Here is a 23,569-nt window from a genome sequence, read left to right as displayed (position 1 = left end):
CCCCCCCACAGGTTGGCGCTGGCGCCGCAGGAACAATCCTGGCGTTACTTTAGGCGGGACGATCTGACGTCAGGGTGACGGGAGGCTGACAGGAACATGTCAGGCGATAGAAGGGGCGCCTGGCGCAAGGCGCCCCGGTGTATCTCAATAAACCTGAGGAACGATGATTTCCGGCGGCGTCGGACTGCGGAAGTAGTCTTCCTGCCTGACGCGTTCCGGTAGCTCGATCACCGGGAGCTCGACTTCTTCATAGGGCATCTGGCCGAGCAGGTGGTGGATACAGTTGAGTCGCGCTTTTTTCTTGTCGTCGGCTTGCACCACCCACCACGGCGCCTCGGCGATATGGGTGCGCTCCAGCATGATTTCCTTGGCCTTTGTATAGGCTTCCCAGCGCCGCCGGGACTCCAGGTCCATGGGGCTGAGTTTCCATTGCTTGAGCGGGTCGTGGATACGGCTGAGGAAGCGCAGGTGCTGCTCCTGGTCGGAAATGGAGAACCAGTACTTGATCAGTTGGATGCCTGAGCGAGCCAGCATACGTTCGAACTCGGGCACAGTCCGGAAGAACTCTTCGTACTGAGCGTCGTTGCAAAAGCCCATGACCTGTTCGACGCCTGCGCGGTTGTACCAACTGCGATCGAGCAGGACGATTTCACCGGCGGCCGGCAAGTGTGAAACGTAGCGCTGGAAGTACCATTGGGTGCGTTCGCGGTCGTTCGGGGCGGGCAGGGCGGCCACCCGGCAGACCCGAGGGTTGAGGCGCTGGGTGATACGTTTGATGACTCCGCCTTTGCCGGCAGCGTCGCGCCCTTCGAAGAGGATCACCACCTTGTGGCCCGTCTTGACCACCCAGCTTTGCAGTTTCACCAGTTCGCCTTGCAGGCGGAACAGTTCGCTGAAATAGATTCTCCGGGCTTCTTTTGCTGATCCTTCTGGAGCCTGTTCATCGAACAGGGCATCCAGGTCGTGACCGTCTTCGGCCAGCTCCAACTCCAGTTCTTCATCGCTGTGATCGAGCAGTTCCCGGTGGATGCGCTGTATCAAGGTGTCGTCTATCGAGGACATGGGCGTGGGCTCGCGTTGTAGGAGATGGCGAAGTGTTAGTCGCAATTTGTTACGAGGCGATTACAGCAGCCGACGTGCCGTAGGCCTTATCTGAAGGACATAAGTGCACTTTGCCACTGCGCATTCATAAAACCGTAACAAGAATGTTGCAGAGTTCCCCGGCCCGTCATCACAAGGAATTTCTTTTAATGAAAAGTTTGATGAAGTCTGCTGCGCTCGCCGTTACGGTTTCTCTTTGTGCCACCTCGGCGTCCTTCGCTGCAGAGAACGTCCGTCTGACGGGGTCTGGGGCGAGTTTTCCAGCTCCGATCTACCTGACCTGGTTCAAGGATTTCAGCAAGAAATCCGACGGTGTCACTGTGGATTACCAATCCAAGGGTAGCGGTGCGGGCGTACAGGACTTCCTGAACAAAACCGTTGATTTCGCCGCCAGTGACTCGGCGATGAAAGAAGAAGACATCGCCAAGGTTGCCGAAGGCGTGCAGTTGTTGCCGATGACCGCCGGTGAAATCGTGCTGGCCTACAACCTGCCGGGCAATCCCAAGGGCCTCAAGCTGCCACGCGATGTGTACTCGAACATCTTCCTGGGCAAGATCACCAAATGGAACGATCCGCAGATCGTTGCCGCCAACCCGGACCTGAAACTTTCCGATACGCCGATCACTGTCGTTGTACGTGCGGACTCCAGCGGTACCACCGCGGTGTTCACCAAGCACCTGGCAACCATCAATCCAGACTTCAAGCAGGCGCTGGGCGAGGGCAACACCGTTAACTGGCCGGCCAGTGACAAGTTCATCAAGTCGCCGAAAAACGACGGCGTGACCGCTACCGTGCGTCAAACCCCGGGCTCGATTGGCTATATCGAATACGGCTTCGCCAAGCTCGCCAAGGTCGACTTCGCCCAACTGCAGAACAAGGCCGGCCAGTACGTCGTGCCGAACGCCGAAAGCGGTGCCGAAGCCCTGGCTGCGGTGAAGATGCCGGAAAACCTGGTGGCCTGGCTGCCGGATCCGGACGGTGCCAAGTCCTACCCGATCACGTCCTACACCTGGATGATCTTCCGCAAGGCCAACGGCAACCCGGCCAAGGCCAAGGCCATGCGTGAAATGGTCGAATACAGCCTCACCGAAGGGCAGAAGATCGCCGATTCGATGGGTTACATCCCATTGCCGGCGTCGGTCGTCGAGCAGGTTCGCAAGGCATCCGCCAACATTCAGTAACACCGTGAGGTCTCTCTCGGGGTGTGCCTCTGCGCCGCGCCGGGAGAGTTTTCCCCCTGTTCCGGACTTAGCCCATGAACAAACCTTTTGTCGTACCGGTTAATCCGGACTCTGCCTGCCAGCCACCCTCGACGAAGGATTTCCTGGTTGATCGCACTTTCCGTGCGCTAGCGCGCATCGGCGTGGTGCTGATTCTGGCGCTGGTATTTGCGCTGGTGTTCGAGGTGGGCCGCAAGGCGATTCCCGGCATGGAGAAACACGGTTTCGACGTGCTCCTGGGCAGCGTCTGGGACGTCAACCAGGGCAAATACGGCATCCTGCCGGCTATCTGGGGCACGCTCTACAGCGCCTTGATCGCGCTGTTGATCGCCGGTTTTTTCGGCGTCAGCATGGCAATTTTCCTGACCCAGGATTTCCTGCCGCCCAAGCTCGCCGCCATTTTCCGCACCATCGTCGAACTGCTCGCGGCCATCCCCAGCGTGGTTTATGGCCTGTGGGGGATCTACGTGGTGATCCCGGCGATCCGACCGTTGACAACCTGGCTGAACAGCGAGCTCGGCTGGATACCCTTTTTCGGCACGTCCCTGAGCGGGCCCGGGCTGCTACCGGCGGCGCTGGTGCTTGCGATCATGATTCTGCCAACCATCGCCGCCGTTTCGCAGGATGCGCTCACCGGCGTACCGATGAAAACCAAGCAGGCCGCCTACGGCATGGGGACCACTCACTGGGAAGCGATTCTCAAGGTGATGGTGCCTTCCGCTGCCACCGGCATCTTCGGCTCCCTGGTGCTGGGCCTCGGGCGCGCCCTGGGCGAGACGATGGCGCTGGCCATGCTGGTCGGCAACGCCAACAACATTTCCCTCTCGCTGTTTGCTCCGGCCAACACGCTTGCTGCCCTGCTGGCGTTGAACTTCCCCGAGGCCGGGCCGAACGAGATCGAGGTGTTGATGTATGCCGCCCTGGTGCTGATGTTGATTACGCTGATCGTGAACATTTTTGGTTCGATGATCATGATGTATGCCCAACGGGGTAATAAGTGATGACAGACCTCACTGCCGCAACAGACTTGACCGCGCCAGCGGGCGCGATGCCCAGCTTGCAGCGCAAGTTCGAAGGCCGCGCACTGCGCAGCCTGATCCTGACCACCCTGGTCTGGGCCGGCGCGCTGCTCGCCAGCGTGCCGCTGATTTCCGTGCTCTACATGCTGATCACCCGTGGTGGCGCGCGCCTGAATCTGGAAGTCTTTACCGAACTGCCACCGACCGGCTTCGAGATGGGTGGCGGCTTCGGCAACGCCATGGCAGGTACCTTCGTGATGGTCGGTATCGCGGCCGCCATCGCGGTGCCGATCGGCATCATGGCCGCCGTCTTCCTGGCTGAGCTGGGGCCGGACAGCAAATTGGGCAACGCCGCACGGTTTGCCGCGAAGATGCTCACCGGCCTGCCGTCGATCCTGGCCGGGGTATTTGCCTACGCCCTGGTGGTGATGACCACCGGTACGTATTCGGCGCCGGCGGGCGGCGTGGCGCTGGCCGTGCTGATGCTGCCGATCGTCGTGCTGACGGCGGAAGAGTCGATGCGCATGGTGCCCAAGATCATGAAGGATGCTGCCTATGGCATGGGCTGCACCCGCTCGCAGGTGATCTGGAAGATCGTCTTGCCAACCGGCATGCCGGCCATCCTCACGGGCGTCATGCTGGCCGTGGCACGTGCTGCGGGCGAGACCGCGCCGCTGCTGTTTACCGCGCTGTTCAGCAACTACTGGATTTACCACCAGGGCAACCTCGAGGTCATGAACCCGACGGCCTCCCTGGCGGTGCTGATCTACAACTTCTCCGGGATGCCTTTCGACAACCAGCTCGAGCTCGCATGGGCGGCCTCACTGGTGCTGGTGATGATCGTGCTGTTCGTGAACATCATCAGCCGTATTTTCGGCAAGCCCAAGTATTAAGAACGGGAGCATCTGATCTTGAACGTATCCACTGCGCAAATAGCCGCTCCGTTTGTCACCCAGGCACCTGTAGTCATGGACTGCAAACTGGACAAGATTTTTTATGGCAACTTCATGGCGGTCCGTGACAGCCATGTGCCAATCGAGAAAAACAAGATCACCGGGTTCATCGGTCCTTCCGGCTGTGGCAAGAGCACCGTGTTGCGCAGCCTCAACCGGATGAACGACCTGGTGAAAGGGTTCCGTTTCGAAGGCCACGTGCATTTCCTCGGACAGGACGTCTACGGCAAGGGTGTTGACCCGGTGGTCGTGCGCCGCTACATCGGCATGGTATTCCAGCAGCCGAACCCGTTTTCGATGAGCATTTTCGACAACGTCGCGTTTGGCCTGCGTCTGAACCGCTACAAGGGCGATATCGGTGACCGGGTCAAGCATGCGCTGCAAGGCGCCGCGCTGTGGGACGAAGTCAAGGACAAGCTCAAGGTCAGCGGCCTGTCGCTCTCCGGCGGCCAGCAACAGCGCCTGTGCATTGCCCGCGCCATCGCCACCGAGCCGGAAGTGCTGCTGTTGGATGAACCGTGTTCGGCACTCGACCCGATCGCTACCCGGCGGGTCGAGGAGCTGATGGTCGAGTTGAAGAAGGACTACACCATCGCCCTGGTGACCCACAACATGCAGCAGGCCATCCGCGTGGCTGACACCACGGCATTCTTTTCGGTGGATATTTCCCAGGGCACGCGCACCGGTTATCTGGTCGAGATGGGCCCGACGACGCAGATTTTCGACAACCCGCGTGAACAGATGACCGGCGATTACATCAGCGGCAAGTTCAGCTAAGCCACACATCAGGTCAAGGCCGCATCCCTGCAGAAGCCAAATGGATTTGGCGGGCATCCGGTAGACATTTACCAAGCGTTTTCCAAGGAGCACCAATGCCTGCTAAGCATCGCCTTGATTTGCCAGCGATTGAACGCGCACTACGGGAAGTGCAGGACCGCTTCGCCCAGCTGAGCCGGCACTTCACCGAGCCGCGTGACCCGTTGACCGATGAAGTGCTGCAGAATGTGCTTGAAGGTTATGCGTTGGTTGACGAATATGTTGCTCGCGGCGTCGACCTGTTCGATCTGCAGCAACTGAACCTGATGCTGGAGATCAACGCCACGGTGCTCTGCGGCCGGGACCCGGCGCGTCGGTTGGAATACGCCCATCACCTGGCAGCGACCGAGGCGCATTTCTTCAACAATGTTGAAGGAGGCATCAAGGATTTGTACAACTGGTATTGTGCCTATCGCAGCGAGTCGGTGTGGAAGCGCGCGGCAGGCGTCTATGTACGGATTCTCAGCAAGCCGCAGTTGTTCATCGAAGGTAACAACCGCAGTGGGTCGCTTATTGTCAGCTATCTGCTGATGCGCGCGGGTTTGCCGCCGTTTGTGCTGACACTGGAAAATGCCGAAGGCTATTTCAACCCGTCCTCGGTGATACGCAACTCTGCCAAGCACGGCGTCAAGGCGTTGTACGAATTGCCCAAGATCAAGAAAAAATACGCAGCGTTTTTGGAAGAACAGGCACCCGATCCAATGAAGTTTTTTCTCAAAGGCGAATCTTTGCCGCTTTCCCAAGGTGGCCATTGATGGACGTCAAATGCAGAACATTCAGCAGCCGGGTAGGGCAGGCCATCCGCGGCGCATTGCCGACGCAGCTGTTCAAGCGCCAGCGCATACGCATTTCCTTTGATATCGATGACACGCTCGCCTGCCAACTCCACCACTGCGAAGTCGAGCAAAGCCGGCTGCCCGCCTGCATTCACCGTTGGCTGGGTGAGCCGCTGCGCAGGGGCACCCGCTCACTGATCCGGGAACTGCGTCGCCAGGACTGCAGCATCTGGGTCTACACCTCGTCCGGCCGCACGCCGTCCTATATCCGCCGTTGGCTGCTGCTGTACGGCATCCGCGTCGACGGTGTGGTCAACAGCGTCCTGCACAACCGTGCCCTGACGGTGCATGGCCTGGAGAACTCACCCTCCAAGTACCCGCCGGCGTTCGATATCGACTTGCACGTCGATGATTCCGAAGGCGTGCAGCTCGAAGGCGATGACCATGGCTTTCGTGTTGTCGTGGTGCATCCGGAGGATGAGGGCTGGGCGCAGAAGGTGCTGGAGGCGGTCGCTGTTGTCCAGGCGCAGCTTGAATGGCAGCAGATGTTCAGGCCCAAAGGAGCCACGCCGCAACGCGCGGAAGCTTCCTTGTCTTGATGCGATGCGGCCTTACCGCAAAAAAAGGCGCCATGTTGGCGCCCCAGTGGTTCAGGTGATCTTGATTACAACCTTTCCAAATGCTCCTTTTGCCAGGTGCTCGTAAGCTTCCCGGGCTTTCTCGAACGGATACACCTGATCAATCACAGGGCGAATCCTGTGTTGGTTGAGAAATGCATTCATCCGCTCGAACGATGAGCGCGGCGCCACGGCAATACCGCGGATGGTTGTCTGGCGAAAGATCAGAGGCATCAGTTCGAGTTCCGTAGTCTGGCCGGTCAAAAAGCCGATCTGCGCAATCCGCCCGGATGCCTTGGTCGCTGCGATCGATTGATTGATGCCGCTGCCTCCAGCCACATCCAGCAGCAGATCCACGCCTTTACCATCGGTCAGCTTTAGCACTTCGTCTGCCCAGTTTGGCGTAGTCCGGTAGTTGACGCCTGCTACGGCTCCCAATCCCTTCACAGCTTGCAGATTTTCGTCGGTGCTCGACGTTGCGATGACCTTGGCGCCAAGCGCAGTTGCGATCTGCACGGCAAATATGGACACACCGCCAGTGCCTTGGACCAATACGGTTTGTCCAGGCTCAATCTGCCCGAAGTCCACCAGTGAATACCATGCCGTGAGCGCGGCAATCGGCAGCGTAGCGGCCTCTTCATCGCTCATGTTGTCAGGCGCACCCACGGCGCTGTCCTGATGGATGATCATGTATTCGGCCAAGCCACCGGGCAATGGTGATCCAAAACAGTAATCCGGCTCATTGGGTCCGGGTTCGCCATCCAGCCAACGGGAGTACAGGTGCGAGTTGACCCGATCACCGATCTTGAAGCGCGTCACACCATCGCCAACTGCGACCACTGTTCCGGCCGCATCACTTACGGGAATCAGCGGCTTGGGCACCTTATGCGGCTCATAAATGCCGTCGACGATGGCCTTGTCGCGAAAATTGAGCGAAACAGCGCCAACCTTTACCAGCAGTTCGCCAGGTCCCGGGCGTGGGGTAGCTGTCTCTTCCAGTTGCAGATTGTCGAGTCCGAAATCTTTTAATAGCCAGGCTTTCATTGTGAATCTCCAAACGAGTCAGTGATGGCAAACTGCCAAGGGTTCGCCTTGTGCACATGGTTCGCTTTTGGAGAGGCGCAATAAATGCGTGAAGAAAAACATGATTGTTATATTCTGCGGCAACAATAGCGTTCGCCAAGGCCTGACATCATGGAATTGCTGCAATCGATGCGCCTATTCGCCAGGCTTGCCGAACTCGGCAGCTTCACAAAAACTGCCGAGTCGCTGGATATAGGGCGGCCGCAGGTCACCCGTTCGATTCAAGAGCTGGAGACATCATTGGGTGTGCGCCTTTTCCAGCGCACGACCAGGAAGGTGGCGCTCACCGCCGAGGGCGAACGATTCTATGGGCGAGTACAGGAGATTCTTGCGGACATTTCTGCCGCAACTTCAATGTTCGACCGCACCGGGGCAACACTTACGGGCCGACTTCGCGTCGATATCCCGACCGCTTTCGCGCAAATGGATTTCATCAGAAGCCTGAAAGCATTCACCAGCACCTTCCCAGGCATAAACGTGATACTGGGCGTGACCGACCGAGCCGTTGACTTGATAGGAGAGGGCATCGACTGTGCGTTGCGCATAGGCGATTTACCGGACTCGACATTAGTCGCTCGCCCGGTTGCATTGGCGACGATGGTGACGTGCGCGGCGCCCGAATACCTTGCAAGGCACGGCGAACCCGAGACACTCGGCGACCTGATCGCCCATCGAGGCGTGAACTTCTTGTCCGGTCAGAGCAACAGGCCGTTGTCCTGGCATTTCATCGTAGAAGGTCAGGATCGAGCGTTTGTCAGTAATCCCGCCATCACCGTCACCGAATCGAATGCATACGTGCAGTGCGGTGTGTCGGGCTTCGGAATCATCCAGGCGCCAGGCATCGCTGTGGCTGGGTATCTGGAAAGCGGCGCTTTGGTGGAAATTCTAAGACCTTATCGACCAGCTCCGCGCCCGGTGTCGTTGCTATACCCAAGCCGGACGCACCTGGCGCCGCAAGTGCAGGTTCTTCTCGAATGGCTGCAAGCGCACTTTGTTCAGCTTCATCCCGAGTGGCTGGAACGGTAGAGCGTTCAGGAACATCTTTTGCCTGTCAGGGCGTACGGGATAGTCAGTCTGTCATGGCGCGATTCAAGGCATCGGCAACCCTTGGTGCGGGAGGGGCTGGCGCTCCAAATGCGCGGTGCTTTCTAAAAGGGGCCGCTACGCAGCCCAGCGGGAGCAAGCTCCCTCGCCACGGGGGGCTTGAGTCAGGGGAGTCAGTACGCCGGGACTGCTTCCTCGCGCTCAACTGTGGATGGGGAATACCGCGGGTAATCGGTGAATCCTTGTTCATTGCCGCCGTACAGTCCGGTGGCATCAAGAGCGTTGAGCGGCCAGCCATTGGCGATACGCTGGGGCAGGTCGGGGTTGGCGATAAACGGCCGGCCGAATGCGACCAGATCGCCCAGGCCCGACTCGATCAGGCGCGCCGCGCGGTCAGCAGTGTACAACCCGGCATAGATGATCCGGCCGGTGAAAGTGCTTCGCACCTCGCGCCGAAACGCCTCGGGCAGGTCCGGCGCATTCGGCCAGTCGGCTTCGGCGATCGACAGATAGGCGATGCCTGCCTGCTCAAGTACCTTGATGGCTTCGATGTAGGTCTGGTGCGGGTCGTCCTCGACGAAGCCGATGTACACGCGGTCTTCTTCGGTGCTGGTGAACAGCGGCGTGAAGCGCACGCCCACGCGGTCGGGCCCGACCACGACGCTGACGGCCCGGACCACTTCGCGCAGGAAACGCAGGCGATTGTGCAGCGAACCGCCGTAGTCATCGGTGCGCTGGTTGGCATGGGCGGAAATGAACTGATTGACCAGATAACCATTGGCCGCGTGGATCTCGATGCCATCGAAACCGGCCGCCAGGGCGTTGCGTGCGGCCTGGGCGTAGAGTTCGACCAGCGCCTTGATCTCGGCGACGCTCAGCTCGCGCGGAGTGGAGGGTTCGACCAGCGTGCCGGTGTCGGGACCGGTTTCGATAAAGGCTTTGACCTTTTTCGCCTGGATCGCCGACGGCGCGACAGGGGCGGCGTTGTCCGGTTGCAGTGCGCTGTGTGACACGCGACCGACATGCCAGAGCTGGGCAAAAATCACCCCACCTTCAGCGTGAACCGCCTCGGTGACGGTGCGCCAGCCATCGATCTGCGCCTGGCTGTAGATGCCCGGCGTCCAGGCATAGCCCTTGCCACGGGGCTCGATTTGGGTGCCTTCGCTGATGATCAGGCCGGCACTCGCGCGTTGTTGGTAGTAGCGGGCCATGAGGGCGGTGGGCACGTCACCGGGCTGGCCGCTGCGTTGACGGGTCAGGGGCGGCATGACGATGCGATTTTTCAGCGTCAGTGGGCCTAGCGAGGTGTGTTCGAACAGCGAGTTGTGTTTCATGAAAATATCCCTTGGTGCCGAACTATCGGCGCGATAAGGGCGGGAGACCTGCGACGTCTCCTGCGGGGACAGGCTCAGGCCTTGTTCAGCAGATCGATGAGGACCTTCGCGGCTTCGCTTGACGAACCCGGGTTCTGACCGGTGATCAGCAGGCCGTCACGCACCACGTAGGAGGACCAGTCGGCGCCTTTCGAATACAGGCCGCCGTTGGCCTTGAGCATGTCCTCGACCAGGAACGGCACGACATCAGTCAGGCCTACCGCGGCTTCTTCGGTATTGGTGAAACCGGCGACTTTTTTGCCCTGGACCAGCGGAGTACCGTCAGGCTTTTTCACGTGGCGCAGCACGCCAGGCGCGTGGCACACCAAGGCAACGGGCTTGCCGGCGGCCTGGAAAGACTCGATCAAGCGGATCGAGACCGGGTCTTCGGCCAGGTCCCACAGCGGGCCGTGGCCGCCTGGGTAGAAAACCGCATCGAAATCGTCTGGCGAGACGCTGTCCAGGCGCGCGGTGCTGGCAAGTAAGGCGGTCGCTTCAGGGTCGGCTTCGAAACGCCGGGTCAGGTCAGTCTGAAAGGACGGCTCGTTACTCTTCGGATCAAGCGGGGGCTGCCCACCCTCAGGCGAAGCCAGAACGATCTCGGCCTTGGCGTCGAGGAAGGCGTAGTAGGGCGCCGCCAGTTCTTCGAGCCAGAAACCGGTCTTGCGGCCGGTGTTGCCGAGGGTGTCGTGCGAGGTCAGTACCATGAGAACTTTCATTTCGGTTTTCCTGTTTGAGAGTTGTGCTGCGTTAGTTTGAATAGACCAGTCGTCTAGAATTCGGGCAAAAAAAACAAGCTGCAAAACGCGTCGCCCAAACCTCTGGGTGGGTGGCTTTCTCGAGCTGCTGCTTGGCGATGCGTAGAACGTGTGGCTACCTTAATTTCAAATTAGACCAGTCGTCTAGTGATATTTTTGTTTTTTCGCATCACGGTTTTTTTGGAGGAGCGTGCAGACAGGCTAACGCTGCCCAGGGCACGCTTCAGGAGAGGGGATAGGCAGATTTTGATGCCAGGAGAAAACGGTATCGATCAGGTAAGGCTGAGAATCTGGCGAGTCGTCGCCATCGCCGTCTCGAAAGGCTGGACACTCTTGGTGATCTTGACCATCACACTGGCGCCGACCCACAGCTGATAGAGGCTTTGCGCGACCGCATGAGGCTCGGCAACGGACTCCAGCGAGCCATCGGCGATTCCGGTCTCGATCGCCACGGCCAGGCGGTCGGTGATACCCGCGGTGCCGCGCTTGAGCACCGCGCGCATCGCCTCTGAAAGATCGGCGACTTCCACGCCCAGCTTCACCGCCAGGCATTTGCCCTGGCAATCCTGGAACGATTGAGTCTGTTGCCAGATGTCCCAGTACTTCATCAGACGCTGAGCCATCGTCAGGCCAGGCAGGGCGAGAACCTCGTCCAGCTCCGCCAGGTAGCTCGCGAAATAGCTTTCAAGCAGCGCTTCGCCGAAGGCGTCTTTTGAGCCGAAGTAGTGGTAGAAGGACCCTTTTGGCACACCCGCAGTGGCCAGGATTTCATTCAGGCCCACGGCGGAATAGCCTTTGGCGGCCATGATTCGTTGGCCTACATCAAGGATTTCCTGGCGGACGTCGGAGGTTTCGCGGGTCTTTGGGCTGCTCATGGGGGCGATCTTATTCTCTACTAGACGATCAGTCTACTATTGCTCATCCGCTTGCTTGTTCGCCACCCTCGGACTCTCCGCGTGCGTTTCCCGGATGCTTTAGTGTTATTGCGCGCCAGCCTGGTGTTGCGTTTCGGGCGCGGTGGCATGGCTTCCACAGGGTGAAAGCCATGCCGCTCATGGCGCAACCGCGCATTGATTGAATCAGTTCAAGGCTTGAGCACCACCTTCACGCAGCCGTCTTTTTTGTCCCGGAAGGTCTTGTACATGTCCGGGCCGTCTTGAAGGCTCACGGTGTGAGTGATGACGAAGCTTGGATCGATCTGCTCCTCCTGGATGCGCTGGAGCAGATCATCGGTCCAGCGGTTCACATGGGTCTGACCCATCTTGAAGGTCAGGCCCTTGTTCATCGCGGCGCCGAACGGAATCTTGTCGATCAAACCGCCGTAGACGCCAGGGATCGACAAGGTGCCAGCGGGGCGGCAGACGTACATCATTTCCCGCAGCACGTGGGGGCGGTCCGACTCGAGCATTACCGCTTGCTTGACCCGATCATAGATGGAGTCGAACGAACGGGTAGCGTGGGATTCCATGCCTACCGCGTCGATGCATTTCTCCGGCCCCTTGCCTCCCGTCAGCTCGGCCAGGCGGTCCAGCACGCTTTCTTCATCAAAATTGATGGTGATGGCGCCACCGGCCTTGGCCATGGCCAGTCGCTCGGGCACGTTGTCGATGCTCACCACTTGTCTGGCCCCGAGGATCACCGCGCTGCGCACCGTGAACTGGCCTACCGGGCCGGCGCCCCAGATGGCCACGGTGTCGGTTGGCTGGATATCGCATTGCACGGCGGCCTGCCAGCCGGTGGGGAAGATGTCGCCAAGGAACAGCACTTGCTCATCGGTCAGGCCGTCCGGGATGACCACCGGGGTGAAGTCCGCGTAAGGCACGCGCACATACTCGGCCTGGCCACCGGGGTAGCCCCCGGTCAGGTGGGTGTAGCCAAACAGGCCCGCCGTGGTGTGGCCGAAGGCCTTGTCGGCCAGGTCCTTGTTGCGGTTGCTGCGCTCGCACACGGAGAAATTACCCCGCCGGCATTGATCGCACTCACCGCAGCAAATGGTGAAGGGGACCACCACGCGATCGCCGATCTTCAACTTTTTGTTGGCCGATCCGACTTCCACCACTTCGCCCATGAACTCGTGGCCCATGATATCGCCGTGTTTCATACCGGGCATGAAACCGTCATACAAGTGCAGGTCCGAGCCGCAAATGGCGCACGAAGTGACTTTGATAATCGCGTCTCGCGGGTGTTCTATCGTCGGATCGGGAAGATGGTCATCACAGCGGATATCTTTTTTTCCATGCCAGCGTAGCGCTTTCATTTGATATACCTCCGGGGGTGGATCGGTACGCTAGCCACCAGGTAATTCCGTCGCGCACCTGTTGATGTTTTCGGTCGAAGAAGAACCGCACAAGTTCAAATCTTGTTTCCACGGATCAACAAGAACGCGATAAACGGCGAGGCGTGCCACGAAGTGAAAGGCGCGAGAACCCCGCACAAGCCAAGGCGTCAGATACGCAGAGACGGCTGTCCGGGTATTGCATCCAGGCTGGCGGATCTGAAGTAAACGGCTACGTTGTAGAAGGCTAAATTCTCGGGGAATCCCATCGACACTGTGAGGTTCAAGCATGACCAGCTCAAACATCAGCGGCGGCGCGGCGCTACGTGCCGGTACCGGCAAAACCTTCGTGGACCTGGACGGTTATAACAACACCGCCAAGATAGCCGTAGGGCCGGACGGCAAGATCTGGCTTGCCGGAACGACCTGGGTGGAGACCGGCCAGTGGGAGTACGAAGGCTACAGGGCTTCTTTGCTGCGCCTTAACGCCGACGGCACGATCGATAGCACTTTCAGCGACGATGGTAAAACCTTGCTGCCTCGCGACATCTACCCGGGCGAAGGTTATAGCGCAGCCGTACAGGCAGACGGCAAGTTCCTGATCGTCTACCCGCATTTTTCTGCACCGAGCATCGTCATGGTCCGCCTGAACACCGACGGTTCGCTGGATCAAAGCTTCGGCGTCAATGGAACGGCTACCGCTCCGGCAGCTTGGGGTGATTCCGCCAGCGCGACCGTACAGCCTGACGGCAAGATTCTCGTGGCGAATCATGACTCTTATGACCAGCATTTTTCTGTCAATCGCTTCAACCCCGACGGAACGGTCGATTCCAGTTTCAACGGCGGCACTGCCGTGGAGTTCACTGTTCCGGGCCTCAGCCCATTGGAAGGCTTTGGCCTGACGCTGCAGGCCGATGGAAAAATCCTCGTGCCCGGCTACAACGGCGCGTTTGTGGTCGCGCGGTTGAATCCTGACGGGTCCCTCGACACAGGTTTTGGCACGGATGGCACGGCCGAGATTGAAGTAGCTGGAATGGCGAAATCGATTACCGTGCAGGCCGACGGCAAGATATTGGTAGCGGGTTACAACGAGGAGGAGGGAACCGGATTCGACTTCAAGATCATCAGGCTGAACCAGGACGGGACCTTCGACGCAAATTTTGGCAACAATGGCATCGCTGTATTCGATCTCGCCGGTGGCAGGGATTCGGCCCGGGATATCACGGTGCTCCCGGACGGTAAGATCCTGGTAGCCGGGCAAAGCAATTATTTTGGCAATGATGACTTCAGCATCATCCGGCTGAATCCTGACGGAACCCTGGACACCACCTTCGGCGCTCTGGCAGGTGTGTTGCCGCAGATTGATGGAAGCGCGGGCGCCGATGTTCTTTATGGCTCCTACGTCCCGGAACTGCTCACTGGTCATGATGGCAACGACCTGCTCGACGGAGGAGGGCAGCGTGATGTTCTCCATGGCGGAGCCGGTGCCGATGTGTTCCGAATCAACTCCATCGGCGACAGCTACCGCACCGACTCTCAGGCCGTGAGCGATCGCATCGCTGATTTCGATCCTGGCCAGGACCTTATCGACCTGTCCTCTTTGGGCTTCAGCGGGCTGGGCAACGGGCTCGACGGGACCCTGGCGGTCTCTGTCAATGACAGCGGAACCCGCACCTATCTGAAAAGCTTTGAAGCGGACGGGCAGGGCCATCGTTTCGAACTGACACTCAACGGCGATCTCTCTCAGGTTCTCAACGAAACCAACGTAGTGTTGAGTCGCACGCTGATCCAGGGAACGGAGTCGGCCGATCGGCTGAAGGGCTCGGCGGCGGGCGACGTGCTCAGCGCCGGCGGCGGCGACGATGTCGTCTCGGGCGGCTTTGGGCACGATGTTCTTGATGGAGGGTCGGGGCGCGACGTGCTGACAGGGGGTGAGGGGGCCGATGTATTCCGCTATGGATCCCTGGAGGACAGCTTCCGTACCGCGGATGGAAATTTCCAGGACCGGATTCTCGACTTCGACCCGGATACCGACAAGATAGACGTCTCTGCGTTAGGCTTCACCGAGTTAGGGAAAGGCTACAATGCGACGCTGACGGCCGTGCTGAGTGAGGACGGCCAGCGAACCTTCCTGAAAAGCTACAGCGCCGACGAACAGGGACGTCGGTTCGAAATCACGTTGCAAGGCGATGTAGTGGCGCAACTTGGAGACGATGATTTTATCTTCGCTTCGGGTGATGAGCCTTTTACCGAGCTGCAGCTTCTGGGGGTCGCTGCGCCTGAGCAGTTTGGGTGATCCTCCCCTCGACAGTCTGAACCACCTCCGTTGAATTTTCCCTGAAAACAAAACCGGCCCCTGCCACGGGGCCGGAACCGCTCTCGCCGACATTCAGATGAACCAACGCAAGGAACAGCGCTCAATGGATTGCATCATCCGCAAGGCAACGAGTACCGACGCCACGGCAATCAGTCTGGTCGTCGCAGCGGCACTGCGCGAATCCAACGCTCAAGACTATTCGCCAGAGATCATCGAGCAGGTGCAGCAGAACTTTTCACCCGCAGCGATCCTGAACTTTCTCGGCCAGCGAGAGGTATACGTCGCAAGCAGTGACGGTGAGATTGTCGCAACAGCGAGTCTTGATGGAAACGTCGTCCGAAGTGTGTTCGTTGCGCCTGCCTGTCAGGGCAGAGGCATAGGGCGTCAGCTGATGGCAACGATTGAGTCGGGGGCCGTGCGCAGTGGTGTGGAGCGGCTACGAGTTCCTTCCTCGATCACCGCGCAAGGCTTTTATTCTTCTCTGGGTTTCGAAAAGATCCGGGACGAGTTTCATGGCGCGGAGCGCACCATCATCATGGAAAAAAAACTGGGCAGGTAATCCTGCCCTCATCAAAAAAACCTCAAAGCAATCTTAGATGCCAGAATCTCCTGGTTAGATCGTTCTGGAGATCCCCATGCTGCACGCATTCGAACAACGGCTCGACCCTTTTCCACCTGACGAAGTCCCACCGCCACCAGATGGCCTGGCGCGGTTTTTGTGGGCCTGCACGCGGGGCGCCCGCGGTTATATCCTCGCCTTCGCGCTGCTCAGTGCCGGCGTGTCGATCTATGAAGCCTGGCTGTTTTCGTTTCTCGGACAGGTCGTCGACCTGCTCTCGACCTGGCAGGCCGGCGGCGATGCGGCGGGGCAGGAGAGTCGGGTGCTGTGGGGCATCGGCATCATGTTGGTGACCAGTATCGGGCTGGTCGCGTTGCGCACGATGGTGCAGCACCAGGTATTGGCCATCAACCTGCCGTTGCGGCTGCGCTGGGACTTTCATCGGCTGATGCTGCGGCAGAGCCTTTCGTTCTTCTCGGATGAGTTCTCCGGCCGGGTCACCACCAAAGTGATGCAGACGGCGCTGTCGGTGCGCGAGGTGCTGTTCACCCTCATCGAGATCGTCCCCGGGATCGGCGTGTATTTCATCGCGATCATCGCCCTGGCCGGCGGTTTTGACCTGAAGCTGATGTTGCCTTTCATTGCCTGGGTAGTGTTGTTCGGCCTGGCCATGCGCTACTTCGTGCCGCGCCTGGAAAAAGTGGGGCAGGAGCAGGCCAACGCGCGCTCATCGATGACCGGGCGGGTCTCGGACGCCTATACCAACATCACCACCGTAAAGCTGTTCTCCCACTCCAAACGCGAAGCACACTTCGCCCGCGCCGCCATGGAAGATTTCAAGCAAACCGGCTTTCGCCAGATGCGCCTGGTCAGCCAGTTCGAAATCGTCAATCAGGCACTGGTGGTTGCCTTGATCCTCGGGGCCGGCGGTTACGCCCTGTGGTTATGGCACCAAGGCGAAGTAGGCACCGGCGCCGTGGCGGCGATCACCGCCATGGCGTTGCGTATCAACGGGATGTCGCACTGGATCATGTGGCAAATGACCTCGCTGTTCGAAAACATCGGCACTCTGCAGGACGGCATGGAAACCTTGACGCGCGGACCCAAGGTTCAGGATGCGCCGGACGCCGGCGTGCTGGTTACCACCGGTGGTGCGGTGACCTTCGACAATGTCAGCTTCAATTACAACGGCGAACGCCAGGTGCTCGATGGCCTGAGCCTGAACATCCGGCCGGGTGAAAAAATCGGCCTGGTAGGTCGCTCCGGTGCCGGAAAATCCACGCTGATCAACCTGCTGCTGCGCTTCTATGACGTGGACAGCGGTGAGATTCGAATCGATGGGCAGAACATCGCGCATGTCACGCAAGACAGCCTGCGCAGCGCGATCGGCATGGTCACTCAGGATACGTCCCTGCTGCACCGGTCGATCCGCGACAACATTGCCTACGGCCGCCCCGACGCCACCGATGAGGAAATACGCAATGCCGCAGCCAGCGCCCAGGCCGATGGGTTCATCAATCAACTGAGCGACAAGCAAGGCCATAGCGGTTACGACACCCTGGTGGGAGAGCGCGGCATCAAACTTTCGGGCGGCCAGCGGCAACGCATCGCCATCGCCCGGGTCATGCTCAAGAACGCCCCGATCCTTTTACTGGACGAGGCCACCAGCGCACTCGATTCGGAAGTCGAAGTGGCCATCCAGGAAAGCCTCGATGAAATGATGCAGGGCAAGACCGTGATCGCCATCGCCCATCGGCTGTCCACGATCGCGGCGATGGACCGGCTCATCGTCATGGATGAAGGGCGGATCATCGAACAAGGCACCCACGCCGAATTGCTCGGGAAGAACGGCACCTACGCGCGATTGTGGCATCACCAGAGCGGCGGGTTTCTGGGGGAGGATCAGGGAGTGGTCGAGGCCGTGGAGTAGGCGAGGGCGATGGCTGTTCACTGGAACGGCCGACACATCACTTCTGCACGCCAGCCACCCGACGACCGCTCATGAAACACAAGAAACCACCCATGGCGGTCAGTGCGCTCAAGGCATAGAACATCGTCGGCGCCGGAGTTTGCAGCAGCAGGTACCCGCAGATCACCGGGCTCAGTGCACCACCAAGGGCTGCCAGGTTTTGTGCGCCATAGTAGCTGCCACGGAGTTCTTCCGGGGCCAGGGTATCGACGAAGAGGAATTCGGCCGGGTAGATGATCATCTCCCCTAGGGTGAATATGAACATCGCCACGCACCAACTGAGCATGTCGTCGGCCAGGCTGAAGCCGATCAGGCCAACGATGAACAGGCTCGTGCCCGCGGCAATCCAGTAGCGCAGCTTTTCGCGATCCAGGAACCGGCCGATCTGGTACTGCAGCAGGATCACCGTGATCGCGTTGCAGGCGAGCAGGGCGGCCATGATTTCCAGCGCGCGTTTGGAATCATGGGTCACCAGCAGGTATTGCGACAGGTAAAGAGTGAAACGACCGTGCACCACCGTGCTCAAGAGGCAGCCGCACGTGAACATGATCAGGGTGCGGTCGTTTTTCAGGGTGACCAGGGTCTTGAGAAAGCTTGGCGCTGGGCCAATGGCCGGTGTCGCTGCCCTGGGGATGCCGGTCATCAGAAAGATGCTGAAAAACGCGATGCCGCCAGCAATGAGGAACGGCGCGATCGGGTAGACACCGGCAATCACCACGCCGAGCATCGGGCCGGTGGCGTAGCCGATGTTGGTCAGGGTGTAGCGCAGGGAAAAGGCCTTGGCGCGCTGGCCGATAGGCAGGTTTTCGCTGAGGATTGCCTTGGAGCCGATCAGGAACAGCGCTGACGCGGTCTCGGTGATCACCACGGTCAGCGTGGTCAGGTAGAGGTTTTCGGCAAAGGTCAGCAGTACGAAACCGACGGCGCTGGAAAGCATCGCCAGGATCAGCAGTCGGCGCTTCTCCAGGCGGTCGATGACATATCCACCATAAAGGGCCAGCAAGGTGGCGATGAACACCGCGATGCCGAGCAGCAAGCCGACGTCCTGTTGGTTGAGGCCCAGCTTGTTGCTCAAGAATAGCGTGAGCAACGGGCTGGTAATGGCGCGACTGACCACGATGGTCAGGGAAACAATCATCAGGCGCCGAATAACGAGTGAGTAAGTGGCCACGGAGATGCAAATATCCTTATTCAGATCAAACGTGATCCCGATAATGCCGTTCATAAACCGCTGCGGGATGATCCTCGGCGACTGGCCCCGCGGTGTCTGACCACCATTGCGCGACCTCGGCGCCGGTGGCGATCCACACGTCATTGTGCCGTTGGATGCCCTCGAGCAGTTCGCGCAACACGCCTATCCGTCCCGGCGTAGCGATGATTTCCGGATGCAGGCGCAGCACGTAGCAGAGGCCGAACCGATGAAAACCGGCGAAGTCCAGCTGCAGGTTGCCCAAGGTGTGGCTATAGGACGCGATCCGCGATTGTGCGGGTGGTACCGCCGGGCTCAAATTGAAGGCGAAGTAAGGCTCGTCCTCCAACTCATAGTGCAGCGGTACTTCAATCACACTCGGTGCGGTCGGGTGAGCGAATGGCAGGTCATCGCCGCGCCACGACGACGACCAGCGAATGCCCTGATCCCTCAAGGCTTCGATGAACCCCGGTGCACCGTTGCCCGCCGGGATTCGAAAACCGGTCGGGCGCAGGCCGGTCAGCCGGGCCAGGGTCTCGCAGCCCTTGGCGATATCGTCGCTTTGGGCGGCCAGGTCCAGTCTGTCGTAGTCCTGATGGCGATAGCCGGCGCAACCGATTTCATGGCCGTCGGCCTGAATCGCCTGAAGGAGCGCGGGGTTTTCCTCGGCAACGATACCGGGGACAAACCAGCTGGCGGACACCCCGAGCTGCTTGAACAGGCCGAGCAATCGCTCGACGCCACGTTGGGTGCCGTAGCGCCATACCGACAGCGTCTTGTCGCGCCCGGCGACCTCCGGGGCCTGGGTGAGGATGCCGTGAATGTCGTTGTAGTCGACAGTCAGTACCACCGCGCAGCGATAGCCTTTCGGCCAGAGAGGGGAGTCAGCCATGGTGATGCTCCTTCAGCCACCACCGGGCAACGTCGCGGCAGGTGGCGAACCACACGTCGTCGCGCGTGCGCATGTGCTCGAAGAGTTTTTCCAGTAGCAGGATGCGTCCCGGCTTACCGGTAATCTTGGGGTGGAAGAGGGTGGTCAAGCATAATCCCTCGTCCATTGCGCCGTCGTATTCGCGGCACCAGTTATCCAGGGTCAGCGCGTAGCTGGCCGTGCGGTCGAGGCCGGAAGGGAAGTTCGGCGCGCGGGTGTAGGCGAGGGAGGCGTAGTCGTCCATTTCCCAGCGGCCGGGAATTTCCACCAGTGGCGTGTCGAACCCCGGCACGTTCACCAGGTATGGCCGGTCATCGCCGCGCATGCTGCTGGAATAGCGCACGCCGGCTTCCACCAGCATCGCCGGGGTTTCAGCGCGCCAGTCGCCGGACGGCGTACGAAAGCCTTCGGCGCGGATGTTCAGATGCTTCCAGAACACCTCGCGGCAGATATTCATCACGTCCCTTTGCTGATCCAGCGTCAGGGCATAAAAGGACTCGTGCCGGTAGCCGTGATAAGCCACCTCATGCCCGCGCTCGACGATCGCCTGGCACTGTCTCGGCCAGTTCTCCACGACCCAGGCCGGGACGAAGAACGTCGTCGGAATCTGGAACTCCTCGAGCAGGTCGAGCAGCCGCGGTAGCGCCCGATAAGGGCCATAGCCGCCGAAACCGAAGTACTCGGGCTTGCGCCAGATCGAGCCGTTGAGCATGGCATCACCGGTCGGACCATCAAGGTCGAAGGCCAGGGCCAGACAGGCCTTGTGCGGGCCGGGCCAGGTGGGTTGGGGCGAGGAGGACATCTGTAGTGCTCCGGTAATCTTCAAGTAAACCGACAGCCCCTGTGGGAGCGAGCCCGCTCGCGAATGCGGTGGTTCAGCCAACACTGATGTTGAATGAGATACTGCTTTCGCGAGCAGGCTCGCTCCCACATGGGATTGGGAATGTCAGCTCCGTTACTTCCCGGCGTTGATGGTCACGGTCTTGATCGCACCCAGTTCCAGGTCCCATTTCTTGAGGATCGCCTGATAACTGCCGTCATCGATCATGCTTTGCAGCGCAACCTTCACCGCTTCACTGAGCTCAGGTTTTTTCTTGCTCACGCCCATACCGGTGAACTGCTCGGAGATCGGCAAGCCCACGGTCTTGTACATGTCCTTTTCCTGGGTCTTGAGGTAGGGCAGGGTTTCGCTGCCTTGCATGGCCGCATCGATGCGGCTCTGGCGCAATTGCGCGCGGGCATCGGCGGAACCCTCGGTGCCGACCACGTTGATCGCAGGCTTGCCGGCGGCTTCACAGTTGGCTTTGCTCCACTCGGCGATCTCCGCCGGGAAAGTGGTGCGGCGGCTGGTGCCGACCTTCTTGCCACACAGGTCGATGATCTCGTTGGTGTCCTTGTTTTTCTGCAGGGTGTAGAACTGCGGCCCGCTGGTGAAATAGTCGACGAAGGTTACGCTGGCCTGACGCTCGGCGGTGTCGGTCATGCCCGACAGCACCATGTCGACGCGGCCGGTGGTCAACGCATTGATCATTTGCTCGAAGCCGGTTTCCTGCCATTTGATCTTCACGCCCAGGCGTTCGGCCAGGGCATTGCCCAGGTCGTAATCAAAGCCGGTGAGGGTATTGGTGGTCGGGTCCTTGAAATCCATCGGCGGGTAGTTCGGCATGATCGCTACGACGATTTCGCCCTTGGCCTTGATGCTGGCCGGCAATTGGGCAGCGAAGGAGAAGCCGGATGCCATAACGCCTGCGAGTACTGCTGGAATAACGAAGTTCTTCATGGTCGTTCTCTTATGAGTGTTGTGAGCGCCAATGGGCGCCTAGGTTCGAACGGCAGAAATGAAGCTCTGGGTGCGAGGGTTTTGCGGACTTATTAGTATTTCTTCGGGGCTTCCAGCCTCCACGATCTGCCCGCCGTCCATGAACACCATGCGGTTGGAAACCTCGCGGGCGAAGCCCAGTTCATGGGTGACGACGATCATGGTCATGCCGGTCTGCGCCAGATCGCGCATCACCGACAGCACCTCACCGACCAGTTCCGGGTCGAGTGCCGAAGTGGGTTCATCGAACAGCATCAGCTTGGGGCGCATGGCCAACGCGCGGGCAATGGCGACACGTTGCTGCTGACCACCGGAAAGCTCGATCGGGTAGCTGTGGTGCTTGTCGGCCAGGCCGACGCGGGCCAGCAACTCCAGGGCTTCTTCATGGGCCTCTTTGGGTGAGCGCTTGAGCACCTGGCACGGGCCTTCGATGATGTTTTGCAACACGGTCATGTGCGGGAACAGGTTGAACCGCTGGAACACCATGCCGGTGGCCAGGCGCTGGCGGGCGATCTGCGTTTCGTTGAGTTCGTGCAGCTTGTTGCCGACGATCCGGTAACCCACCAGCTCGCCATCGACCCACAGACCGCCCTTGTCGATTTTTTCCAGCTGGTTGACGCAGCGCAGCAAGGTGCTCTTGCCCGAGCCGGACGGGCCGATGATGCACAGCACTTCGCCTTGCTCGACCTCGATATTGATGTCCTTCAGGGCGTGGAACTGGTCGTAGTATTTGTTCAGGCTCACGGCCTTGACGATGCTTCTCATGTGCGGCTCCTCAAGAACGCTTGCCGGCGCCGCGAGCGAAACGACGCTCCAGCCGGCTTTGGCCAAAGGATAGGACGGTGACCGTGGCCAGGTACCAGATCCCGGCGACAATCAGCAGCTCCATCACGCGGGCGTTGGCGTAGTAGATGTTCTGCGCGTTGTAGAGCAGCTCCGAGTACTGGATCACGCTCGCCAGCGAGGTCATCTTCACCATGCCGATGAACTCGTTGCCCACTGGCGGGATGATGATCCGCATGGCCTGGGGCAGGATGATCCGGCGCAGCGCTTGCAGGCGCGGCATGCCGATCGACTTGGCGGCTTCATACTGCCCGGTGTCCACCGAGAGCAGGCCGGCACGGACCACTTCGGCGGTGTAGGCACCCTGGTTGATGCTCAGGCCAAACAGGGCGGCCACGAACGGAGTCATCAGGCTCACGGTGTCCATTTCAAATACACCGGGGATGCCGATGGTGGGGAAGATCAGCGCGAGGTTGAACCACAACAGCAGTTGCAGAATCAGCGGCGTACCGCGAAACAGCCAGGTGTAGGTCAGCGCCACGTAGCGCAGGATCGGGTTGGCCGACATGCGCATGATCGCGGTGATCACGCCGAACACGATACCCAGCGCCATTGCCAGTACCGCCATGACGATGGTGTTGAGCAACCCCCACATGATCGCCTCGGAAGTCAGGAACTGGCCGATGTACGACCATTCGATCTTGCCTTCGGCGAAGGCGCGCACCAGGCCGATGAGCGCGATAACGATCAGCGTGGCGAAGAAGATCCGCCCGTAATAACGCCGGGGCACATGATCGTACTGGGTAATGTCGAACTGGTTTTCCGCCAGCTTGCGCTCCGCCTGGAGTCGTTCTGCCTGTGTCTGGCTCATGTTGGTTCTCCGTACGCTTTTTCCAGATCCACCACATTCCCCTGTGGGAGCGAGCCTGCTCGCGAATGCGGTGGGTCAGTCAACATTGAATTAATC

The 23,569-nt window shown here is 59.8% G+C and carries 22 protein-coding genes; 10 read left to right on the top strand and 12 right to left on the bottom strand.

What is annotated here, in order from left to right; translation table 11 throughout:
• Positions 1-144: 144 nt before the first annotated feature.
• Positions 145-1,062 (bottom strand): polyphosphate kinase 2, encoded by a 918-nt coding sequence (gene ppk2, locus ACE04F_RS24245; protein WP_486110241.1) that lies wholly within the window; start codon positions 1,060-1,062, stop codon positions 145-147.
• Between the two features lie 188 nt (positions 1,063-1,250).
• On the opposite strand from ppk2, the gene pstS reads away from it, so the two are divergent.
• The 6 genes from pstS (at position 1,251) to ACE04F_RS24215 (ending at position 6,484) form a co-directional block, all read left to right on the top strand.
• Positions 1,251-2,282: a phosphate ABC transporter substrate-binding protein PstS gene (gene pstS / locus ACE04F_RS24240; RefSeq protein ID WP_486110240.1), complete on the top strand. Its 1,032-nt coding sequence runs from the start codon at positions 1,251-1,253 to the stop codon at positions 2,280-2,282.
• Positions 2,283-2,356: 74 nt separating this feature from the next.
• Entirely contained in the window at positions 2,357-3,322 is a 966-nt protein-coding gene (pstC, locus tag ACE04F_RS24235) for a phosphate ABC transporter permease subunit PstC (protein WP_305501066.1), read from the top strand.
• Complete coding sequence (gene pstA / locus ACE04F_RS24230; RefSeq protein WP_305501065.1) at positions 3,322-4,233, top strand: phosphate ABC transporter permease PstA; 912 nt, start codon at positions 3,322-3,324, stop codon at positions 4,231-4,233. Before pstC ends, pstA begins: the two co-directional genes overlap by 1 nt.
• 75 nt (positions 4,234-4,308) lie before the next feature.
• Positions 4,309-5,070: a phosphate ABC transporter ATP-binding protein PstB gene (gene pstB / locus ACE04F_RS24225; RefSeq protein WP_025214260.1), complete on the top strand. Its 762-nt coding sequence runs from the start codon at positions 4,309-4,311 to the stop codon at positions 5,068-5,070.
• Positions 5,071-5,165: 95 nt separating this feature from the next.
• Entirely contained in the window at positions 5,166-5,864 is a 699-nt protein-coding gene (locus tag ACE04F_RS24220) for a hypothetical protein (protein ID WP_486110239.1), read from the top strand.
• Positions 5,864-6,484, top strand: coding sequence for a hypothetical protein (locus ACE04F_RS24215; RefSeq protein WP_486110238.1), 621 nt, complete (start codon positions 5,864-5,866; stop codon positions 6,482-6,484). The genes ACE04F_RS24220 and ACE04F_RS24215 overlap by 1 nt, the downstream gene beginning before the upstream one ends.
• A gap of 51 nt (positions 6,485-6,535) precedes the next feature.
• Here ACE04F_RS24215 and ACE04F_RS24210 read toward each other — a convergent pair whose 3' ends face one another.
• Positions 6,536-7,546 carry a zinc-dependent alcohol dehydrogenase family protein gene (locus tag ACE04F_RS24210; RefSeq protein WP_486110237.1) on the bottom strand — a complete coding sequence of 337 codons (1,011 nt, stop codon included), beginning with the start codon at positions 7,544-7,546 and terminating at the stop codon, positions 6,536-6,538.
• 150 nt (positions 7,547-7,696) lie between these two features.
• Here ACE04F_RS24210 and ACE04F_RS24205 point away from each other — a divergent pair, with 150 nt between their 5' ends.
• The gene (locus ACE04F_RS24205) at positions 7,697-8,611 is read left to right on the top strand and encodes a LysR substrate-binding domain-containing protein (protein WP_486110236.1); all 915 of its coding nucleotides are present in this window, start codon (positions 7,697-7,699) and stop codon (positions 8,609-8,611) included.
• 191 nt (positions 8,612-8,802) lie between these two features.
• On the opposite strand, the gene ACE04F_RS24200 is transcribed toward ACE04F_RS24205, so the two are convergent.
• The 4 genes from ACE04F_RS24200 to ACE04F_RS24185 all read right to left on the bottom strand — a co-directional run bounded on the left by ACE04F_RS24200 (position 8,803) and on the right by ACE04F_RS24185 (position 13,017).
• A complete protein-coding gene (locus ACE04F_RS24200) occupies positions 8,803-9,963 on the bottom strand; it encodes an alkene reductase (RefSeq protein WP_486110235.1) in 1,161 nt (386 codons plus the stop codon).
• 74 nt (positions 9,964-10,037) lie between these two features.
• Entirely contained in the window at positions 10,038-10,721 is a 684-nt protein-coding gene (locus tag ACE04F_RS24195) for a type 1 glutamine amidotransferase domain-containing protein (RefSeq protein WP_486110234.1), read from the bottom strand.
• Positions 10,722-11,032: 311 nt separating this feature from the next.
• On the bottom strand, positions 11,033-11,635 hold the full coding sequence (locus ACE04F_RS24190) for a TetR/AcrR family transcriptional regulator (protein ID WP_486110233.1): 603 nt from the start codon (positions 11,633-11,635) through the stop codon (positions 11,033-11,035).
• A 209-nt stretch (positions 11,636-11,844) separates the two neighbouring features.
• On the bottom strand, positions 11,845-13,017 hold the full coding sequence (locus tag ACE04F_RS24185; RefSeq protein ID WP_486110232.1) for a zinc-dependent alcohol dehydrogenase: 1,173 nt from the start codon (positions 13,015-13,017) through the stop codon (positions 11,845-11,847).
• 307 nt (positions 13,018-13,324) lie between these two features.
• On the opposite strand from ACE04F_RS24185, the gene ACE04F_RS24180 reads away from it, so the two are divergent.
• The 3 genes from ACE04F_RS24180 (at position 13,325) to ACE04F_RS24170 (ending at position 17,841) form a co-directional block, all read left to right on the top strand.
• Positions 13,325-15,331, top strand: coding sequence for a M10 family metallopeptidase C-terminal domain-containing protein (locus ACE04F_RS24180; RefSeq protein WP_486110231.1), 2,007 nt, complete (start codon positions 13,325-13,327; stop codon positions 15,329-15,331).
• 124 nt (positions 15,332-15,455) lie between these two features.
• Positions 15,456-15,911: a GNAT family N-acetyltransferase gene (locus ACE04F_RS24175; protein WP_486110256.1), complete on the top strand. Its 456-nt coding sequence runs from the start codon at positions 15,456-15,458 to the stop codon at positions 15,909-15,911.
• A gap of 76 nt (positions 15,912-15,987) precedes the next feature.
• Entirely contained in the window at positions 15,988-17,841 is a 1,854-nt protein-coding gene (locus ACE04F_RS24170) for an ABC transporter ATP-binding protein (protein WP_486110230.1), read from the top strand.
• A gap of 37 nt (positions 17,842-17,878) precedes the next feature.
• Here the strand turns inward: ACE04F_RS24170 and ACE04F_RS24165 are convergent, their stop codons facing one another.
• The 6 genes from ACE04F_RS24165 to ACE04F_RS24140 all read right to left on the bottom strand — a co-directional run bounded on the left by ACE04F_RS24165 (position 17,879) and on the right by ACE04F_RS24140 (position 23,473).
• Positions 17,879-19,051, bottom strand: a complete 1,173-nt coding sequence (locus tag ACE04F_RS24165) for an MFS transporter (protein ID WP_486110229.1) — start codon at positions 19,049-19,051, stop codon at positions 17,879-17,881.
• 25 nt (positions 19,052-19,076) lie between these two features.
• Positions 19,077-19,961, bottom strand: coding sequence for a polysaccharide deacetylase family protein (locus tag ACE04F_RS24160; RefSeq protein ID WP_486110228.1), 885 nt, complete (start codon positions 19,959-19,961; stop codon positions 19,077-19,079).
• Positions 19,954-20,802 carry a polysaccharide deacetylase family protein gene (locus ACE04F_RS24155; protein ID WP_486110227.1) on the bottom strand — a complete coding sequence of 283 codons (849 nt, stop codon included), beginning with the start codon at positions 20,800-20,802 and terminating at the stop codon, positions 19,954-19,956. Before ACE04F_RS24155 ends, ACE04F_RS24160 begins: the two co-directional genes overlap by 8 nt.
• 153 nt (positions 20,803-20,955) lie before the next feature.
• Positions 20,956-21,780, bottom strand: a complete 825-nt coding sequence (locus tag ACE04F_RS24150; RefSeq protein WP_486110226.1) for an ABC transporter substrate-binding protein — start codon at positions 21,778-21,780, stop codon at positions 20,956-20,958.
• A 39-nt stretch (positions 21,781-21,819) separates the two neighbouring features.
• Entirely contained in the window at positions 21,820-22,584 is a 765-nt protein-coding gene (locus ACE04F_RS24145; protein WP_434568409.1) for an amino acid ABC transporter ATP-binding protein, read from the bottom strand.
• A gap of 10 nt (positions 22,585-22,594) precedes the next feature.
• Positions 22,595-23,473, bottom strand: coding sequence for an amino acid ABC transporter permease (locus tag ACE04F_RS24140; protein ID WP_486110225.1), 879 nt, complete (start codon positions 23,471-23,473; stop codon positions 22,595-22,597).
• Between the last annotated feature and the right edge of the window lie 96 nt (positions 23,474-23,569).

Source organism: Pseudomonas sp. AGC41, assembly GCF_057334555.1.
The sequence above is the reverse complement of the archived record's forward strand: the minus strand, read 5'-3'. Positions and strand labels throughout refer to the sequence as shown.

Coding starts and splice junctions, on each gene's coding strand:
- ACE04F_RS24195 (WP_486110234.1), bottom strand. CDS start 10,721: ATGAAAGTTCTCATGGTACTGACCTCGCACGACACCCTCGGCAACACC.
- ACE04F_RS24215 (WP_486110238.1), top strand. CDS start 5,864: ATGGACGTCAAATGCAGAACATTCAGCAGCCGGGTAGGGCAGGCCATC.
- ACE04F_RS24145 (WP_434568409.1), bottom strand. CDS start 22,584: ATGAGAAGCATCGTCAAGGCCGTGAGCCTGAACAAATACTACGACCAG.
- pstB (WP_025214260.1), top strand. CDS start 4,309: ATGGACTGCAAACTGGACAAGATTTTTTATGGCAACTTCATGGCGGTC.
- ACE04F_RS24200 (WP_486110235.1), bottom strand. CDS start 9,963: ATGAAACACAACTCGCTGTTCGAACACACCTCGCTAGGCCCACTGACG.
- ACE04F_RS24140 (WP_486110225.1), bottom strand. CDS start 23,473: ATGAGCCAGACACAGGCAGAACGACTCCAGGCGGAGCGCAAGCTGGCG.
- ACE04F_RS24205 (WP_486110236.1), top strand. CDS start 7,697: ATGGAATTGCTGCAATCGATGCGCCTATTCGCCAGGCTTGCCGAACTC.
- ACE04F_RS24180 (WP_486110231.1), top strand. CDS start 13,325: ATGACCAGCTCAAACATCAGCGGCGGCGCGGCGCTACGTGCCGGTACC.
- pstA (WP_305501065.1), top strand. CDS start 3,322: ATGACAGACCTCACTGCCGCAACAGACTTGACCGCGCCAGCGGGCGCG.
- ACE04F_RS24190 (WP_486110233.1), bottom strand. CDS start 11,635: ATGAGCAGCCCAAAGACCCGCGAAACCTCCGACGTCCGCCAGGAAATC.
- ACE04F_RS24155 (WP_486110227.1), bottom strand. CDS start 20,802: ATGTCCTCCTCGCCCCAACCCACCTGGCCCGGCCCGCACAAGGCCTGT.
- ACE04F_RS24175 (WP_486110256.1), top strand. CDS start 15,456: ATGGATTGCATCATCCGCAAGGCAACGAGTACCGACGCCACGGCAATC.
- pstS (WP_486110240.1), top strand. CDS start 1,251: ATGAAAAGTTTGATGAAGTCTGCTGCGCTCGCCGTTACGGTTTCTCTT.
- ACE04F_RS24170 (WP_486110230.1), top strand. CDS start 15,988: ATGCTGCACGCATTCGAACAACGGCTCGACCCTTTTCCACCTGACGAA.
- ACE04F_RS24220 (WP_486110239.1), top strand. CDS start 5,166: ATGCCTGCTAAGCATCGCCTTGATTTGCCAGCGATTGAACGCGCACTA.
- ACE04F_RS24185 (WP_486110232.1), bottom strand. CDS start 13,017: ATGAAAGCGCTACGCTGGCATGGAAAAAAAGATATCCGCTGTGATGAC.
- ACE04F_RS24150 (WP_486110226.1), bottom strand. CDS start 21,780: ATGAAGAACTTCGTTATTCCAGCAGTACTCGCAGGCGTTATGGCATCC.
- ACE04F_RS24210 (WP_486110237.1), bottom strand. CDS start 7,546: ATGAAAGCCTGGCTATTAAAAGATTTCGGACTCGACAATCTGCAACTG.
- ppk2 (WP_486110241.1), bottom strand. CDS start 1,062: ATGTCCTCGATAGACGACACCTTGATACAGCGCATCCACCGGGAACTG.
- pstC (WP_305501066.1), top strand. CDS start 2,357: ATGAACAAACCTTTTGTCGTACCGGTTAATCCGGACTCTGCCTGCCAG.
- ACE04F_RS24160 (WP_486110228.1), bottom strand. CDS start 19,961: ATGGCTGACTCCCCTCTCTGGCCGAAAGGCTATCGCTGCGCGGTGGTA.